Source organism: Pararhizobium antarcticum, from assembly GCF_001885585.1.
GTDB classification, from domain to species: Bacteria; Pseudomonadota; Alphaproteobacteria; order Rhizobiales; family Rhizobiaceae; genus Pararhizobium; species Pararhizobium antarcticum.
The window spans coordinates 1-16,037 of record NZ_LSRP01000078.1 but is presented as its reverse complement, the minus strand read 5'-3'; the positions used below and the strand labels follow the sequence as shown (position 1 = coordinate 16,037).

Genomic DNA, 16,037 nt, shown 5'->3' with positions numbered 1-16,037 from the left:
ATGAACATCCCCAACCGCATCAACTGGCACCCGCAGCCCGGTTTTTCTGCGCAGCCCTCGGCCAATGCCCGCTGCGCGACCTCGTGGCGCGCGGGGTGGGGTCACGTTCAGCCCTTTACCGCCGCACCGGTGAGTTGCGCCTCGATCTGACCGCGCGCGGCCTCGGCCCGGCCTGGGACGGTTTTCGGGCCGCGTGAGTAGAGGGGAGAGAAGGAGACAATGCTGATGAAACACACCGCTTTTACCAACGCCCGCGCACCGCACCCGATCAGCGAGATCGATTTCTGCGGCTGGGTCGGCCAGGCCGTTCCCGGCGACCGGCTGGAATACCATCGGGGCTTTCTGGTGCTGGACGCCTTTCCGGTGATCTCGAAGCTGGCTGATCCGGACCGCAAGCGCCTTGCCCTGCTGGGGCTCCGGGCCTTCTGGGCGGCCGAAGCAGGCCTCGTCCACCTCGTGCAGGAGCGGATCGGCCCGGACCAGTTCGCCTACATCGCCGTCGCCCGGCCGAAACCGAAAGCCGCCGCCGTCTCGCTGTCCGCCCTCCTGCTGAAGGAGATCGCGGCATGACCCTGCACAGATCAAACCGCATTGCCAAACCCGGAGATCCGAAAATGCCCTTTCCAACGAACTGTCCTGTTCTCGCCAATCTGCCGGAGATTTCGGCAAGGGAAATCGCAGCCCTTCCCGCCGACATGCTTGCCGCCTTGCAATTTGAAGCCGGCGAAGCGTTCCAGCACATCAAGGCCATAAAGGCCCGCCTCGATGCAGCGCTCGCGCTGAAATATGGGGATCTGGCCACCGAGGCCCGTCGCTTGGCGGGCAAGGATTCCGGGACGGTACGGCTGAGGGACGGCACCACCACTGTTGTTGCCGACCTCGCCAAGCGCGTCGATTGGGATCAGGAAAAGCTGGGCCAGATGGTCGAGCGCATCCGCGCCGCAGGCGATGATCCTGCCGAATATGTCGAAATCAGCTTCAAGGTGTCCGAGCGCAAATATGCGGCCTGGCCCGAGGCGATCCAGCAGGGTTTCGAGCCCGCGCGCACGGTGCGGACCGGTCAACTCGGCATTCAGCTTCTTGCCGATGAGGCCGAGCAATGAGCCTGCTCGCCCCTGTTTCGGCCCCGTCGCAGGATCTGCCCAGCCTGATCGACCGCGCGACCAGCATGCTTTTGGGCGCGAAGACTGCCGCCGAAGTGCTTGAAGCGCGCGAGGTGGCCGGTCTGGCCTATGATGTGGCCAAACGCGCCGCCCGGCTGCAGCGCGCCAAGAACGCCCATGATGATCTGGTGGCCGCCGCGCACCGCGCACAGGCCCATGCCTTGGAAATCGAGGCCCGCGCCAAACGACGGCTGGCAGACGAATACGATGCCGCACAAGCGCGGGGCGAAGTCGCCCGTGGTTCGGTGCGCACGGACATCGTTGGAGATTTGAACGATGTCCGGCCCGCTACCGCCGCGGAGCTCGGCCTGCGCCGCGACGAGATCCACGAAGCCCGCATAATCCGCGACGCCGAGGCCGCAGACCCCGGCATCGTTCGGCGCGCGCTGGATGATCGCCTTGAGCGCGGCGAGGAACCGACGCGCGCGGCCCTGCGCAAGATGGTGGTGGATGCCGCGATGCGCGGGTTGCGCCCGCAGCGGTCCGCCAGCCGGCGCAACCCGCTCCATGTTCCGCCGACGCCCGAGCAGGCGGCGTGGCGGCATGTCACCGGCACGTTCCGCGCTTTTGCCGAGTGGGCATCGGAGGGGAACCTCGTCCTTGCCCGCAAGGGCATGCGTCAGGCCCGGGACACCCCGTTTCACGACCTCGATGCCAAGGCCATCGCCCAAGGGTCAGCAGCGTTCACAACAATCAAGGAGTGGTTTGATGCTCGATAGCCAATCAGCGGGTTTTGCCGAACGGGTCTGGGAGGTTGCCTCTCAACTCGGGAACAACGCCCCGAAAATCGCCGATGACATGATGGAGGCGGCCTTTCCGCTCACCTGTACGCAGGCGCGGCAGGAAGGTGCGATGCGGATGCTGCGCACCGGCATCATCACCGAGGTAAAGCGCATCCTGCGCAACCGGAGCGACATTTTGAGCCAGTCGGATTTCTCGGAAATCTGCGAGATTTTCACCCCGTTTGTCCAAGAGCTGCGCTCGAAGTCCTACTTTGTGGAAAGTGCCGAGGAATACGTCGCGATCCCGGCCCTCATTGCGGAACCCGAGCTCCTCGACGATGCCCGTCGTTTCATGCGGCGCAAGGGCAAGGAATGCCTCGACGAAGCTGACCGACTGGATGCGCTCTACGTCGCGGTGACCGCCGACGACCCGGATGCGCGTCAGGAGGTGTCGGCATGACCGGCGCGCTGCCCATCATCACTGCCGATCAGCGGCTGGCCGAACCGCGCGGCATCAAGGGCTGCATCTTCGGGAAAAGTGGTATCGGCAAGACCAGCCTGCTGTGGTCGCTGAATGCCACGACGACCCTGTTCATGGATCTCGAGGCGGGCGATCTCGCCATCGAGGGCTGGCAGGGCGACGCGATCCGGCCGCGCACCTGGATGGAGTGCCGCGATTTTGCAGTGTTCATCGGTGGTGCGAACCCCAGCTTGCGCGATGATCAGGCTTACAGCCCGGCGCATCATGCCGCCGTTTGCCAGAAGTTCGGCGATCCGACTGCCGTTGACCGCTACGAGACGCTGTTCGTCGATTCCATCACCGTTGCCGGGCGGCTCTGCTTCCAGTGGTGCAAGGGCCAGCCCGAGGCGTTCTCGGAAAAAACCGGCAAGCCGGATGTCCGGGGCGCTTATGGGCTCCATGGCCGCGAGATGATCGCCTGGCTCACGCATTTGCAGCACACGCGCCGCAAGAACATCTGGTTCGTCGGCATCCTCGACGAGAAGCTCGATGACTTCAATCGCAAGGTGTTCTCGCCGCAGATCGACGGCGCCAAGACCGGGCTGGAACTGCCCGGAATCGTCGATCAGGTCATCACCATGGCCGAGATTGCCAGTGCCGATGGCCAGCCCGCACGCGCCTTCGTCTGTCAGACGCTGAACCCCTTCGGGTTTCCGGCCAAGGATCGCTCCGGGCGGCTCGACATGATCGAAGTGCCGCATCTGGGCCAGTTGATGGCCAAGATCCACGGCCCGGTGCGCCCCGCGGCAGCCCGCCTGACCTATGCTCCCGCAGTCGAAGGTCTGCCTGCCGCTGCCGCCGCAAACCCCTCCCACGTCAATTGAAAGGACAAATCCGATGACCGGACTCTGGAACGATTTCAACTCTGCACAAAGCAACGGCACCGTCATCCCGAAGGGCACGCTGGTCAAGGTCCGCCTGACCATCCGCCCCGGCGGTTTCGACGATCCCTCGCAAGGCTGGACCGGCGGTTATGCCAAGCGCGGCGTGACCGGCGCTGTCTATCTCGACGCCGAATACACCGTGGTCGAGGGGCCTTACGCCAAACGCAAAATCTGGTCGCTGATCGGGCTTTATAGCCCCAAGGGCCCGGATTGGGGCAACGCTGGGCGCGGGTTGATCAAGGGCATCCTGAACTCGGCGCGTGGCATCGCCGACAAGGACAATTCGGCACAGGCGCAGGCCCGCCGCCGGATCAGCGGCTTCGCCGAGTTGGACGGGATCGAATTCATCGCCCGGATGGACATCGGGTCTGACACCAATGGCGAGGACAAGAACGAGGTCCGCGCGGCCGTCACACCCAGTCACCGAGATTATGCGCAGTTGATGGGACACGGCAATGCTGCCCAGATGCCGGGTTACAGCCAGCCCCCGGCAACCAGTGCGCCGCAGCAGGGCTATGTCCCGCCGCCGCAAGGCTACATTGCACCCAGCCCCCAGCAGCAGACACCGCAAACCCCTGCGACACCCGGTTTTTCCGGGCGTCCCAGCTGGGCCGAGTGAGGGGGACAAACCATGCGGCTGCGCCCCCGTCAGAAAACCTTCGTCGAGCGCAGCCTTGCAGCACTCGACGCTCATGGCAACACGCTGGGCATAGCACCCACCGGTGCTGGCAAGACGATCATGCTGTCGGCGGTCACTGGTGAGGTGATCGGCGACAGCGCCGCCAAGGCCTGTGTACTCGCCCACCGCGACGAGCTGACCGATCAGAACCGGGGCAAGTTTGCCCGGGTCAATCCGGGCCTGACCACGTCGGTGGTCGATGCCAACGCCAAGTCGTGGGCGGGTCAGGTGACCTTCGCCATGGTGCCGACGCTGGCCCGGATCGGCAATCTCGCGGCCATGCCACAGCTTGATCTGCTGGTGATTGATGAGGCGCATCATGCGGTGGCGGCAAGCTACCGCCGCATTATCGACCATGTCCGCAATGCCAATCCTGACGCCCGCATCTTCGGCGTTACCGCCACCCCAAACCGGGGCGACAAAAAGGGCCTGCGCGAGGTGTTCGATAATGTCGCCGACCAGGTGCGTCTGGGCGAGTTGATCGCCTCGGGCCATCTGGTCCCGCCGCGCACCTTCGTGATCGATGTGGGCGTGCAGGACAAGCTGCGCGCTGTACGCAAGTCGCTGGCAGATTTCGACATGGCCGAGGTCGCGTCGATCATGGACCGCGCGCCGGTCACCGACGAGGTCATCCGGCACTGGAAGGAGAAGGCGGGTGACCGGCAAACCGTGGTGTTCTGTTCCACTGTCGCCCACGCCGCCCATGTCACGGAGGCCTTCAACGCTGCAGATGTGCCTGCCGGGCTGATCCACGGCGATCTACCGAGCGAGGATCGCCGCGATATTCTAACCGCCTACGCCGCCGGAGATATTCGCGTCATCGTGAACGTGGCGGTACTGACGGAAGGCTGGGACCACCCGCCGACCTCCTGTGTCGTGCTGCTGCGGCCCTCATCCTATAAATCCACCATGATCCAGATGGTGGGCCGCGGGCTGCGCACCATCGATCCGGAGGAACACCCCGGAGTCATCAAGACCGACTGCGTCGTGCTGGATTTTGGCACCTCAAGCCTGATCCACGGCACGCTGGAGCAGGATGTCGATCTCGACGGCAAAACCGAGACCGGCGACGCCCCGACCAAAGCGTGTCCTGCCTGTGGCGCCGACATTCCTCTGGCCTGCTTTGAATGCCCGCTGTGTGGCGAGGTTCTTGGCGACGATGAAGACGGCGAGGCCGATGCGCAGGGGCGCGCCGAGTTGACCGGCTTCATCATGACGGAGATCGATCTTCTGAAGCGGTCCAGCTTCGCCTGGATCGACCTTTTCGGGGCGGATGACGCCCTGATGGCCAACGGGTTCAACGCCTGGGGCGGCATCTTCTTTCTGGAAGGACGCTGGCATGCGGTCGGTGGCGCGAAGGGCCAAAGCCCCCGGTTGCTGGGCATCGGTGAGAGGACGGTCTGCCTCGCGCAAGCCGATGATTGGCTGAACGAAGTCGAGACTGATGAAAGCGCCTTCAAGACGCGCGGCTGGCTGAAACAGGCCGCCACGGACAAGCAGCTGCAATATCTGCCGCCCGCCTATCGGCAGGATTACGGGCTGACCCGCTATCACGCCTCGGCACTGATGACCTTCACTTTCAACAAGCGGGCGATCCGCCATCTCGTCATGACCGCCGCCCCCGACCAGCGGAGGGCCGCATGAGCCATGTCGCGCAAATCCTGTCCCAGCCCGCAGCGGCTCCGGATCGGCCGCGCCCTGATCGCCTCTGGCACCCGCGTCCTCTGCTTTGCGCCGTTTGCACATCATGCACCCGAGGTTTCGGTTGGTTCGATCCCAACCAGCCGCGCCGTTCGCCGGGGAAACGGTCCCCCGGACCGTTTCCTGATCCGGCTCACCGAACCCGCCGCTGGTTTTGCTCCATGGGCTGCCAGGCGGCCTTCACTCTCAAAGCCCGGAAAGGATTGAAAATGGTCGATTTCACCGAAGAGGAAACGCAGGCGCTGCCCACCGTCATGCGCGCTCTCGCCCCGGAGATGGAGCGCATCGGCTGGGACCGCTCGCTGGGCCAGCTGACCCGGAACGACATGCACCGGCTGATCGTGACGATCATCGCGGCATTCCGCGCCGAGATGGCCGAAATCGCCAGCCAATCGGAGATCCCCTTCTGATGCTAGACTATAATCACAGGCCCAGCTTTGCCGACAAGGTGAACGCCGCAGTCGACGCAGCGCTGACCACCGACAATGCCGCCCGCACGCCACGCGATTATCTCGGCGGTTCGCGCCTTGGCCATGCCTGCGACCGCGCCTTGCAGTTTGAGTTCACGCATGCGCCGAAAGACGAGGGCCAGGATTTCAGCGGACAATTGCTGCGCATCTTCGCCATCGGTCATGCACTTGAGGATCTGGCGGTGGTTTGGTTGCGCAGCGCGGGATTCGATCTTTACACGCGGAAGGGCAATCGCCCCGATGGCGGCCAGTTCGGCTTCTCTGTCGCAGGTGGGCGCATCCGTGGCCATGTCGATGGCATCATCGCAGAAGGACCAGCTGTCTTTGACCTTGGCGTTCCTGCGCTCTGGGAATGCAAGACGATGAATGCCAAGAACTGGCGCGCCTGCGTCAAGGACGGGGTCACAAAGTCCAAGCCGGTCTATGCCGCCCAGATCGCGGTCTACCAGGCCTACATGGACGCGACGGTCCTCGGCATCGCGGCCGCACCAGCGCTGTTCACCGCAATCAACAAGGACACCGCCGAGATGCACCACGAGTTGGTGCCCTTCGATGCCGATCTCGCGCAGCGCATGTCGGATCGCGGCGTGCGGATCCTGCAGGCCACCGACGCGGGCGAGTTGTTGCCGCGTGTGGCCCAAAATCGCGACTTCTTTGAATGCCGCTTCTGCCCATGGGCGGAGCGCTGCTGGGGGATGCCAACATGACCGACTCACCCAAAGACCAACCCAGCTTACCAAACCAATTCGAGGGATCCAAAATGAGTACTGATCACGACGATCACCACGCGCCGTCCGACACGCCGCCGCCCATCGACCAGCACAAGGAAAATCTGATCCATTTCAACCCGTGGCGGGATTTTAACGATGCGGTCTCGCTGGTGGATGTCTTCGGAGACGAGCCGGACCCTGCGCAAATCGCCCAGTTCATGGGGGTGGTTTTCGGCTATTGCGACGGGTTGATCCCGGTGCGCAGCTTCATCGACAAGGGCCAAGGCATCGATGGCCGCCCGCACAACATCTGGATCGAGGCGGGTCAGGCCACCCCCGACAAGATGGCCACCTTCGCCACATGGGCGTCGCGTGAGGGGGCAGCGGTCTATGTCATCCCAGGTACAGTCGCTGCACCGGGTCAGGCCAAGGCGGCAGAAATCCTGCAGATGCAGACCGTGGTCGTGGATATCGACACCGGCGATATTGCCGCCAAGCGCACCCATCTGGAACGCCATCTGGGCGCACCGACCATGGTGGTCGAAAGCGGCGGCGTGACGCCAGAGGGGCAGCACAAGGCCCATGTCTGGTGGAAACTCAGCGAGCCCGCCGAGGGCGATGACATTCGCCGGGTGTGCCGCCTGCGCGGTGACATCGCCGCCAAGGTCGGCGGTGACATGCACTTCCGCTCGGCGCACCAGCCGATCCGGGTGGCAGGCTCGGTCTATTACAAGAACAACCTCAAGACCCAAGTTCGGATCGTGGAAATGAACCCCGCGCTGGAACGCGATCTTGGCGAATTCATCGAGGCCGTTGCCGACATGCCGCCTGCGCCGGGGGTGTCCTTGCAGCCGGACTTCACCCATCCCGACAAACCTGCCGTCGATGATGTCCTGGTCACACCGGTGCGCGAGGCTGCGCAGGATGACTGGTCGCGCTTTGAGGGCGCCAGTGCCGCGATCGGGCATTTCATCCGCATGGTCCACGAAGGCCGGATGTCGAAGGACGAGGGCTGGGAAGGCATCTGCGGCTACAATGCCGCGATGCTGCGGCCTGCCTGGCCGATGGAGCGGCTGCAGCGCGAGTCCCAGCGTCTGTGGGAACTGCACGTCCAGAAAAACGGCCCGCCGCTGATCAGGCTGGCCACCGGGGCACCGGGTCCGGAGGAGACGCCCGCTTTCACGCTGGGGGCATTGCTGGATGACCAGAGCCCGATGCCCGAGGACATCATTGCGCCGCGCGTGCTGACGCCGGGCGGTCTTCTGGTGTTGGGCGGCGCGCCCAAGGTGGGCAAGAGCGATCTCACCATCAGCTGGCTGGTGCACATGGCCGCAGGCGTGCCGTTCCTTGGTTTCACTCCACCGCGCCCGCTGCGGATTTTCTACCTGCAGGCGGAAATCCAATACCACTACCTGCGCGAACGGCTGAAGCAGATCGCCTTGCCACCGAAGATCCTTGCCGCCGCGCGCGACACTTTCGTGGCAACGCCCAAGCTGAAGATGCTCTTGGACACCGACGGCAGCGTGCGGGCGGCGCGCGCCATCCAAGCGGCGTTCCCGGACGCTCCAGTCGACGTCATCTGCATCGACCCGATCCGCAACCTATTCGACGGCGGACCCGACGGCGGCGGCGAAAACGACAATACCGCGATGATGTTCTTTCTGAAGGACCGCGTCGAGGTGCTGCGCGACTACATCAATCCCGCCTGTGGCGTGATCCTCGTCCATCACACCAAGAAGCTCTCGAAGCTGCAGCTGAAGGACGACCCGTTTCTTGCCCTCTCCGGCGCCAGCGCGCTGCGCGGCTTCTACACCTCCGGCCTGATCCTGCACCGGCCCGACGAGGAGGCGGCCGAGCGCAAGCTGGAGATCGAACTGCGCAACGGCCCGGCGCTGCCGTCCAAGCTCATCGACAAGGTCGGCGGCCAATGGGTCGAGATCAACCCGCTCAACGAACGTCTGGTGCGCGCCGAGGTTGGGGCCAGGCACGATGCCGAGCGGGATCGCAAGGGCGAGGTGATCGTCACCATCCTTCTGGACGAGGCCCTGAAGGGCAAGATGTACACGATGACCCTGTTCGCCGAGTCTTTCGAGAACCAGAGCGGCCTCAGCGGCGCATCGGGCATCCGTGACAGGCTGAATGTCCTCACGACCAAGGGTGTCGTGAAGTTCGTCAAGGGCGATGCAGCGAGCGCACTCGGCCTGCCGTCCGACCGCAGCAAATACGGCTATCTCTGCGTGGAGGACATGGTGCTCGCGACCGGCGCCGAAACTGTCGACGCCGACACCGGCGAGGTGCTGCCCGAGGCCGTCCGGATCCTGCCCAGCCATTACAAATGCTCCCAGACCGGAGCTGTGCTGCCGGTCGAAAACCGAAGTGTCTGGGTCTGTGCCGAGGGCCAGGAACCATGATCAACCCCCCAAAAATGCCATGCCAAATCTGGACTGTCCGGAGCCAAATCTGGCCAGATTTTGCCAAATCTGGAATCTGTTCCAAATCTGAAATCTGGCATTTTGCGCTTGATTTCAATGACTTGATGCGTCGATTCCAGATTTGGCTGGGGTGCCTGCCAAATCTGAATCCAAATCTGAATTTAACCAATGAATTCAGGGACTTTTGCCAGATTTCAGATTTGGCAAAAAGTCCCCCTAAAGGGGTAGGTGACCTCCCCGCTAAGCGCGGGAAGTTCACCACCTACCCCTTGGGCATCGTTCTCGGACCCAAGTCCTGGCCCGATCCTCCCCATAAACCACAAACCGGAAAGGAGCCCCCGATGGCCCAACTCTCCCTGACCCCGACACCGATGATCGCCCAGCTTCCCGGCGCAGCCATCGTCCTCGCGCTTGATCTCGGCACTACGACTGGCTGGGCAGTGCAGGCCGCGGACGGTCTGATCACCAGCGGTACGGTGTCGTTCCGGCCGAGCCGCTACGACGGTGGCGGCATGCGCTACCTTCGGTTTCGGGGCTGGCTCGAGCAGCTTGCACGGGATGCCGGTCCGATCATGGCCATTCATTTCGAGGAGGTGCGCAGGCATGTGGGTACCGATGCGGCCCATGTTTATGGCGGGCTGCTTGCCACGCTGACGGCATGGGCGGAAACTTCATGCATCGCCTATCAGGGCGTACCGGTCGGCACCATCAAACGCCACGCAACGGGCAAGGGTAACGCACCCAAGGAGGCGATGATGGCTGCGGCCCGTGCGCGTGGGTTCAGCCCGGTCGATGACAACGAGGCCGATGCCATCGCGATCCTATTCTGGGCGCTGGCGACCCGGGGAGGTCTGCAATGACCGGCATGCGGTTCACACCAAAAGGGTACGGCGGCTGCCGCCGCAACCCCGACCAGATCAAGCGCGAGGGCTGGAAGGAACAGGGGCTGCTTGCGGTGGCTGTCGATGACAACCGGCTGTCCTGGCCGGAACGCGAGCTCGTCCGGCAACTGGGCGAGAAGCTTTACGGCAAGCGCGAACCGGAGGTGCGCCATGGGTGAGTGGACGACAGTGCTGGTGCAAGACCGGCTGGAACTCGCGGCAGGCGTGATGCGGCAGATCCCCGGCGTGAAGCCGGTGGGTTTCTTCAACGCCTGGCCCGAGTATTTCCACAGCTTCGCGGACAAGGTGGGTCAGGAGCCGCAGATGCGGCGGCCACGCCCGAGCCCGCGTCAGATCACGCAAGCCGAGGAAGCGATGCTCTGGCTGCGTTGGCTGGAGCCCGACGATGCACGGCTCGTCTGGGCACGGGCCGATGGTATCGAATGGAAACCGATCTGCTGGCAGTTCGGGCTGTCGCGGACGGCTGCCACCAGGCGCTGGCAGTTCGGTCTGGCGGTGATGACCTGGCGGCTGCACGGACGCGTGCCGTCATCGCGTCGTTCGCAGCAGTTCGTCATCGAAAACGCCAATCGGCTGTCAAGGAAAATCGTCCTGTGAAAGAATTTTCGGGTGTACATCGCAGGGCCTTACACATTTCGGCCAGAGCGTTAGAAAAGGGATATGCTCGGGAGAGGCGCGTGCGGGTGACCGCCAGCGCAAACGATCTTCGGATGGATTCCGTGGTGGACCCCAGAGTCCGAACCGGAATCCAGATCGGAGTCCAGACGGTTCGAAGGCGAGCGGCAGGCGGTTGACGGTGTGCGAGGGTGGCGACAGTTTTTTCGGACCAAGGGATGACCGAACGGGACTGAGCGAAAACCCTAAGCCATTGTTTTCCGGTTCCTTTTTGGCCGAAAACGTATGCTGGGGGGCGCAGCGCGGCATATCGCCAGCGTCAGAGCGATTTTTTTGGGAAGCCACCCCCTCGGGAAGCCACCCCTGAAGCCCCGAAATAGCGCAATATAACAGACACTTGGCTGGTGGACTCCGGGGTGGATACCCTGGACTCCGGAGTCCAGCTTGAAGCCAGTGAAATCCAGCATGGATTCCGCAACCGGAGTCCAGCGCGGAAGCCAGACAATCCTGCAACAGGACAATCCACATGACCCTCAGCTTCGCCCCGGAGCGCATCGAGCAATGGCCGCTCGCGCGTTTGCAGCCCTATGCCCGCAATGCCAAGGCGCATGGCGCGGATCAGGTTGCCAAGATCGCTGCCAGCATGGCGGAGTTCGGCTGGACGGTGCCCTGCCTCGTGGCAGAGGACGGCGAATTAATCGCAGGCCATGGCCGGGTGCTTGCCGCCACGCAACTCGGGTTGACCGAAGCGCCGGTGATCGTGCTCGGCCATCTGACCGAAGCGCAGCGACGGGCTTATCGGATCGCGGACAATAAGCTTACGGAACTTGGCACGTGGGACGAGGCGCTGCTGTCGGCGGAACTGAACGATCTGCTGGCAGATGATTTCGACCTGTCGCTGGTCGGGTTTTCCGACGGCGAGTTGGACAAGCTGCTGGCCTACGTGCCGGAAGTCGAAGGCGAAGAAGGCGGCGGGGCCAGCGCGCCGCCAGTCGTGATCCCGGAACCGCCGCGCAACCCGGCCTCGCGCACCGGCGATCTCTGGATCCTTGGCGAGCACCGGCTGCTCTGCGGTGACAGCACCAGCGCCGCCGATGTGCGCCGCCTGATGAACGGCGAGCGGGCGATCCTGTTTGCGACCGATCCACCTTACCTCGTCGACTATGACGGATCGAACCATCCGACCCGCAACAAGGACTGGTCGCAATCCTATGGTGTCACCTGGGACGACAGCAGCCAAGGTGCCGAACTTTACGATGGCTTCATCGCGGCGGCTGTCGCCGAAGCCATCGAAGAAAATGCAGCCTGGTATTGCTGGCACGCCTCGCGTCGCCAAGCGATGCTGGAGGCCTGCTGGGAAAAGGTCGGGGCGTTCGTCCATCAGCAGATCATCTGGGTGAAAGACTGCGGTGTTCTCACCCGGTCGCATTACCTCTGGAAACACGAGCCCTGCTTCATGGGCTGGATCAGGGGCAATCGCCCGCCGAAGGTGGCCGAGGAAACCCTCGCATCCACTTGGGCTTTGCCCAGTTTCGCCAAGCTTGATCGGCCCGATCATCCGACGCCGAAACCGCTGGACGCCTTTGGGATCCCAATGCGCCAGCATGTGGCGCGCGGCGGGCTTTGCTACGAGCCGTTCTGTGGTTCGGGTTCGCAGATCATGGCGGGGGAGGCCAACGGGCGACGCGTCTTCGCGATGGAGATCAGCCCGGCCTACATCGACGTCGCGGTCGAACGTTGGCAGGCCGACACCGGCCGCGACGCGATCCTTGATGGCGATGGCAGAGCTTTTGCACAGATCAGAACCGAGCGGCTGGGCGATAATGCTGACGCCCCCGCCGATGCACCCGACAAAGACGCCGATCCAGAACGTGCCCGCAAACCCAAATCCGCAGCGTGACATGCATGACCTGGCTCTACATCCCACCGGACGCGCTTCCGGAACCGAAGACGCATGCCTCTTCGGCCTGTCCCTCTGCTCCGGCGCAGGCGGGCTCGACCTCGGCCTCACCATCGCCATCCCCGGATATCGTGCTGTGGGCTATGTCGAACGGGAAACCTACGCCGCAGCCACTCTCGTGGCGCGGGTGGAAGACGCGGCCTTGGATCAGGCTGTTGTATGGGACGACGTTGCCACTTTCGATGGCAGACCGTGGCGCGGCGCGGTGGATATCCTCAGCGCAGGATATCCATGCCAGCCGTTTTCGGTTGCAGGCAAACGGCTCGGTACCGAGGATCCGCGCCATCTCTGGCCGCATGTCGCACGCATCATCGGTGAATGCGAACCACCGTTCGTCTTCCTCGAGAATGTCGCCCATCATCTCCGCCTCGGCTTCCCCGAAGTCGCCAGCGGACTGGTCGGCATGGGCTACAAGCTTGCGGCAGGCCTCTTTACGGCGGCGGAAGTCGGTGCGCCCCACCGGCGCGAGCGGCTGTTCATTCTCGCCACCCGCGAGGGTGACGAGTTGGCCGACCCCGCGCGCCTGCTCTGGGACCCGGTCGAGTGGCGGGAACCGGACAGAAATGATGCGGCTGTGGCCGACGCCCCGCGCCAGTGCCAACGAGAACCGGCAGACGAAATCGACACCGTCACAGGCAGCGGGCCAGCATGGGATGAACCTCGCGACGACGGCTGCGCTGTGGCCGACGCCGCAGACCGACAGTTTCCGCAGCCGGGGTGGCGAGCGGAAAGACGAGAAGGGTCTGGACGGGATGGCGCGCGACTGGCCGACACCGATGGCGAACGACGGCTGCAAGCCAAGCGCGGGCAATCGCCGGACGGCCGATCTGACCCATGTCAGCCGTCTCTGGATGACGCCAACTGCGCGGGATCACAAGGACGGGGCGACGACATTGGCGAACACGCCGGTCAACGGCCTGCTTGGCCGCCAGGTCCTGGTGACGCCGATGGCTGGGAGCGATACCTCCGATGTGCGCCGGACCTTGAACCCGCTGTTCGTCGAGGCGCTGATGGGTTGGCCCACCGGGTGGACCGGCTTCGCCTTTGTGGCAACGGAGTGGTTCCCTTGGTTGCAGCGCATGCGCTGCGAACTCTGGCAGCTGAATTGCTGGCCGTTGGATAACGGGGCGCCAGCATGAAGCAATAGCGCGCCATGTCGCTGGGCGAGGCAGCGACGAATATCGTGGTTGGCTACGTGCTGGCCATTGCGACGCAAATCGTGGTGTTCCCATGGTTCGGCATCGCGACCGGCCTTGCAGAGCACCTGACCATTGGGCTCGCCTTCGTCGGCGTCTCGCTGGTGCGTGGCTATCTGTTACGGCGGCTGTTCGAGCGAGGACGAGACGCCCAAGCCGTGGTTGACCTGCTGAAGCGGTGGTGCTTTACGGCCGCTCCGGAAGCAACAGGGCGCGGTGAAGATGAACAACCACGAAGACATCCGTGACAAGTTGATAAAGCTCGAGGCGCTCTTCGCGCGTGGGGCAACACCCGGAGAACGGGCAGCAGCCGGGGCAGCGCTCGGGCGGATGCAGGCACGCTTGGATCTGGCCGGAAGCAAGAAGGGTGAGCCAGAAACCGAATTGCAATATATCCTTCCGGATGTTTGGGCCGTGCGAGTGTTCGTGGCGTTGTGCCGCAAGCATGATGTGAAGCCTTATCGGTACCCTCGTCAGCGGCGAACGACGGTCATGGTGCGGGCCCGCAAGAGTGTTTTCGAGGCGACAATCGCTGCCGAGTTTCAAAGCCTTCATCGGGAACTGACCCGCTATTTCGACGAGATGGTGAACCACCTCATCGCCGATGTAATGAAGTCGGACGGTGACGACGAAACACTGGAGCAGCGCCAGATCGGCCAATAATCAGACTGGCCTGAACGTGAAAGCCGCCGACCGGGTTCGGTCGACGGCGGCAATATGGGCAGTGTTGCGGCCTGAGGTCAGACTCAAGAAATCTTGTAGCACCGCCCCCGACCGTCGACCTTTTCTGAAGTGATGGTCAGGCCGAGCTTCTTCTTCAGGACCCCGGACATCGCACCTCGAATCGTGTGCGACGCCCAATTTGTGGCAGTCATGATCTCCTCGATGGTCGCGCCGCCGTCGGCACGCAGCATGGCGATCAGCGCCTCCTGTTTGGTGCCTTTGCGCGGGGTCGGAGATATCGGGTCTTGTTGCGGAGCGGCCGCATCGCCGTCAGCGTCGCCAAGCCCGAGCGCCGAATGGGCCAATTGCGTGGCGCGCAGGGTAAGGGGGCCCGCGTCGTCATGCCGCCAGACCGTGTCGGGATCAGCGGCGGAGATTTCCTCGATCAACCCGCGCTTCAGAAGGCTTTTGCAGACATTTCCCACAGCGCCACCCTTGAGACTGGAAGTGACGGGAAAGATCAGACCGGTTGCACGGGCGCAGGCGGTGGACAGGATGATGGATTGGGCATCGGACAGCTGAATCTGGGTCATGACGGTCTCCCGGTAAGAGGCAACGCGGAATGCGGGCCCTTCTACGAGGCCAAGCCCCGCACGGCGGGGCTGGCGCGATGGCTGGTGCGTTACTCGGCATGTTCGCCTTCCTTGAAGGCGCTGTCGGTGATCTGGCGCAGCAGGCCCGCATGATGATTGAGGGTGCCGACATGGCCCCAATTGATCTCGTCAGGATGGGCGTCGAAATGGTCCGCGCTGAGGGTGGTCAGGCGTTCGAGCATCGTGTCGATCTCGATCTTCGCGGCGAGGAATGCGTCGAGGGCTTTGGAATTGTCGGTGGCGCGGCGGGTGGTCATGGCTTGGTCTCCGGGGGTGAGTTGCATCGTTTTCCTGTGACAACCATCGCTCTGCTGGGCTGATTGTCGTAGGCTAATCCAAGCAATATCAGTGCTTTATGATCGTGCGTCGCCATGTCATCCAATCCGGTCGGGATCGATCAGCGCCGTCTGTTCGGCCTCATGGCGCTGCGCAGCATCTGGCGGGTCGAGTCGGGCGTTGACCATGGCCACGAACAGCGCGCGGGCGACGGCGGCCACTTCGTCGGCTCCAGCGCTGGAAAGCGTGACGTCATGGATCGCGATGGCCTCGCCCAGATCGGTGAGGGCGTAGAGCGTGGCGAATTCGGCGTCGCCCGGGTCGCAGGTGATGGTGTCGCGGTCGTCGGGACTGACTGCAACGCTTCGGCAGAAGCGCAGGTCGAAGCCGATGGCGCAGTTGCGGCGGATCAGGTCGGCGAGGACCTCGCCTTCGGGCAGGCAGTTCAGGGTAAAAGTCATAGCTGGGGCCTTTCGGGCATGGGGGTATCT

21 protein-coding genes and 1 pseudogene are annotated in these 16,037 nt (G+C 63.6%); 19 read left to right on the top strand and 3 right to left on the bottom strand.

The features are described from left to right. The 19 genes and pseudogenes from AX760_RS27145 to AX760_RS09680 all read left to right on the top strand — a co-directional run bounded on the left by AX760_RS27145 (position 1) and on the right by AX760_RS09680 (position 14,617). On the top strand, positions 1-150 hold the full coding sequence (locus tag AX760_RS27145; RefSeq protein ID WP_175552038.1) for a hypothetical protein: 150 nt from the start codon (positions 1-3) through the stop codon (positions 148-150). Between the two features lie 75 nt (positions 151-225). Beyond that, complete coding sequence (locus tag AX760_RS09760) at positions 226-570, top strand: hypothetical protein (protein WP_071832738.1); 345 nt, start codon at positions 226-228, stop codon at positions 568-570. Next, on the top strand, positions 567-1,103 hold the full coding sequence (locus tag AX760_RS09755; RefSeq protein ID WP_245294972.1) for a hypothetical protein: 537 nt from the start codon (positions 567-569) through the stop codon (positions 1,101-1,103). Before AX760_RS09760 ends, AX760_RS09755 begins: the two co-directional genes overlap by 4 nt. Then, a complete protein-coding gene (locus AX760_RS09750) occupies positions 1,100-1,882 on the top strand; it encodes a hypothetical protein (protein ID WP_071832694.1) in 783 nt (260 codons plus the stop codon). Before AX760_RS09755 ends, AX760_RS09750 begins: the two co-directional genes overlap by 4 nt. Beyond that, entirely contained in the window at positions 1,872-2,345 is a 474-nt protein-coding gene (locus tag AX760_RS09745; RefSeq protein WP_071832693.1) for a hypothetical protein, read from the top strand. The genes AX760_RS09750 and AX760_RS09745 overlap by 11 nt, the downstream gene beginning before the upstream one ends. After that, positions 2,342-3,229 (top strand): ATP-binding protein, encoded by an 888-nt coding sequence (locus AX760_RS09740; protein ID WP_071832692.1) that lies wholly within the window; start codon positions 2,342-2,344, stop codon positions 3,227-3,229. Before AX760_RS09745 ends, AX760_RS09740 begins: the two co-directional genes overlap by 4 nt. Before the next feature lie 13 nt (positions 3,230-3,242). Next, positions 3,243-3,908 (top strand): hypothetical protein, encoded by a 666-nt coding sequence (locus AX760_RS09735; RefSeq protein WP_071832691.1) that lies wholly within the window; start codon positions 3,243-3,245, stop codon positions 3,906-3,908. A 12-nt stretch (positions 3,909-3,920) separates the two neighbouring features. Further along, positions 3,921-5,612: a DEAD/DEAH box helicase gene (locus AX760_RS09730; protein WP_071832690.1), complete on the top strand. Its 1,692-nt coding sequence runs from the start codon at positions 3,921-3,923 to the stop codon at positions 5,610-5,612. A 266-nt stretch (positions 5,613-5,878) separates the two neighbouring features. Then, the gene (locus AX760_RS26245; RefSeq protein WP_083531133.1) at positions 5,879-6,079 is read left to right on the top strand and encodes a DUF6511 domain-containing protein; all 201 of its coding nucleotides are present in this window, start codon (positions 5,879-5,881) and stop codon (positions 6,077-6,079) included. Beyond that, the gene (locus AX760_RS09720) at positions 6,079-6,846 is read left to right on the top strand and encodes a hypothetical protein (protein WP_071832689.1); all 768 of its coding nucleotides are present in this window, start codon (positions 6,079-6,081) and stop codon (positions 6,844-6,846) included. Before AX760_RS26245 ends, AX760_RS09720 begins: the two co-directional genes overlap by 1 nt. Further along, positions 6,798-9,260 carry an AAA family ATPase gene (locus AX760_RS09715; protein WP_210187373.1) on the top strand — a complete coding sequence of 821 codons (2,463 nt, stop codon included), beginning with the start codon at positions 6,798-6,800 and terminating at the stop codon, positions 9,258-9,260. The genes AX760_RS09720 and AX760_RS09715 overlap by 49 nt, the downstream gene beginning before the upstream one ends. A gap of 362 nt (positions 9,261-9,622) precedes the next feature. Next, positions 9,623-10,141: a hypothetical protein gene (locus tag AX760_RS09710; RefSeq protein WP_071832688.1), complete on the top strand. Its 519-nt coding sequence runs from the start codon at positions 9,623-9,625 to the stop codon at positions 10,139-10,141. After that, on the top strand, positions 10,138-10,341 hold the full coding sequence (locus AX760_RS09705; RefSeq protein WP_083531132.1) for a hypothetical protein: 204 nt from the start codon (positions 10,138-10,140) through the stop codon (positions 10,339-10,341). The genes AX760_RS09710 and AX760_RS09705 overlap by 4 nt, the downstream gene beginning before the upstream one ends. Next, positions 10,334-10,780, top strand: a complete 447-nt coding sequence (locus AX760_RS09700; RefSeq protein WP_071832687.1) for a DUF6362 family protein — start codon at positions 10,334-10,336, stop codon at positions 10,778-10,780. The genes AX760_RS09705 and AX760_RS09700 overlap by 8 nt, the downstream gene beginning before the upstream one ends. Before the next feature lie 544 nt (positions 10,781-11,324). Next, positions 11,325-12,698: a site-specific DNA-methyltransferase gene (locus AX760_RS09695; protein WP_071832686.1), complete on the top strand. Its 1,374-nt coding sequence runs from the start codon at positions 11,325-11,327 to the stop codon at positions 12,696-12,698. Next, positions 12,622-13,206, top strand: a pseudogene (locus AX760_RS27430) (DNA cytosine methyltransferase); the annotation flags it as partial. The gene AX760_RS09695 and the pseudogene AX760_RS27430, both read left to right, overlap by 77 nt. A gap of 205 nt (positions 13,207-13,411) precedes the next feature. Next, positions 13,412-13,897 (top strand): hypothetical protein, encoded by a 486-nt coding sequence (locus tag AX760_RS27425; RefSeq protein WP_210187375.1) that lies wholly within the window; start codon positions 13,412-13,414, stop codon positions 13,895-13,897. A gap of 14 nt (positions 13,898-13,911) precedes the next feature. Further along, on the top strand, positions 13,912-14,202 hold the full coding sequence (locus tag AX760_RS27420) for a DUF7220 family protein (protein ID WP_210187372.1): 291 nt from the start codon (positions 13,912-13,914) through the stop codon (positions 14,200-14,202). Beyond that, on the top strand, positions 14,177-14,617 hold the full coding sequence (locus AX760_RS09680) for a hypothetical protein (protein ID WP_071832684.1): 441 nt from the start codon (positions 14,177-14,179) through the stop codon (positions 14,615-14,617). The genes AX760_RS27420 and AX760_RS09680 overlap by 26 nt, the downstream gene beginning before the upstream one ends. Before the next feature lie 83 nt (positions 14,618-14,700). Here AX760_RS09680 and AX760_RS09675 read toward each other — a convergent pair whose 3' ends face one another. The 3 genes from AX760_RS09675 to AX760_RS09665 form a co-directional block, all read right to left on the bottom strand. Then, positions 14,701-15,210 (bottom strand): DUF3489 domain-containing protein, encoded by a 510-nt coding sequence (locus AX760_RS09675; RefSeq protein ID WP_071832683.1) that lies wholly within the window; start codon positions 15,208-15,210, stop codon positions 14,701-14,703. Positions 15,211-15,299: 89 nt separating this feature from the next. Beyond that, positions 15,300-15,527, bottom strand: a complete 228-nt coding sequence (locus AX760_RS09670) for a hypothetical protein (protein ID WP_071832682.1) — start codon at positions 15,525-15,527, stop codon at positions 15,300-15,302. A 117-nt stretch (positions 15,528-15,644) separates the two neighbouring features. After that, positions 15,645-16,007, bottom strand: coding sequence for a hypothetical protein (locus AX760_RS09665; RefSeq protein ID WP_071832681.1), 363 nt, complete (start codon positions 16,005-16,007; stop codon positions 15,645-15,647). Positions 16,008-16,037 lie beyond the last annotated feature (30 nt).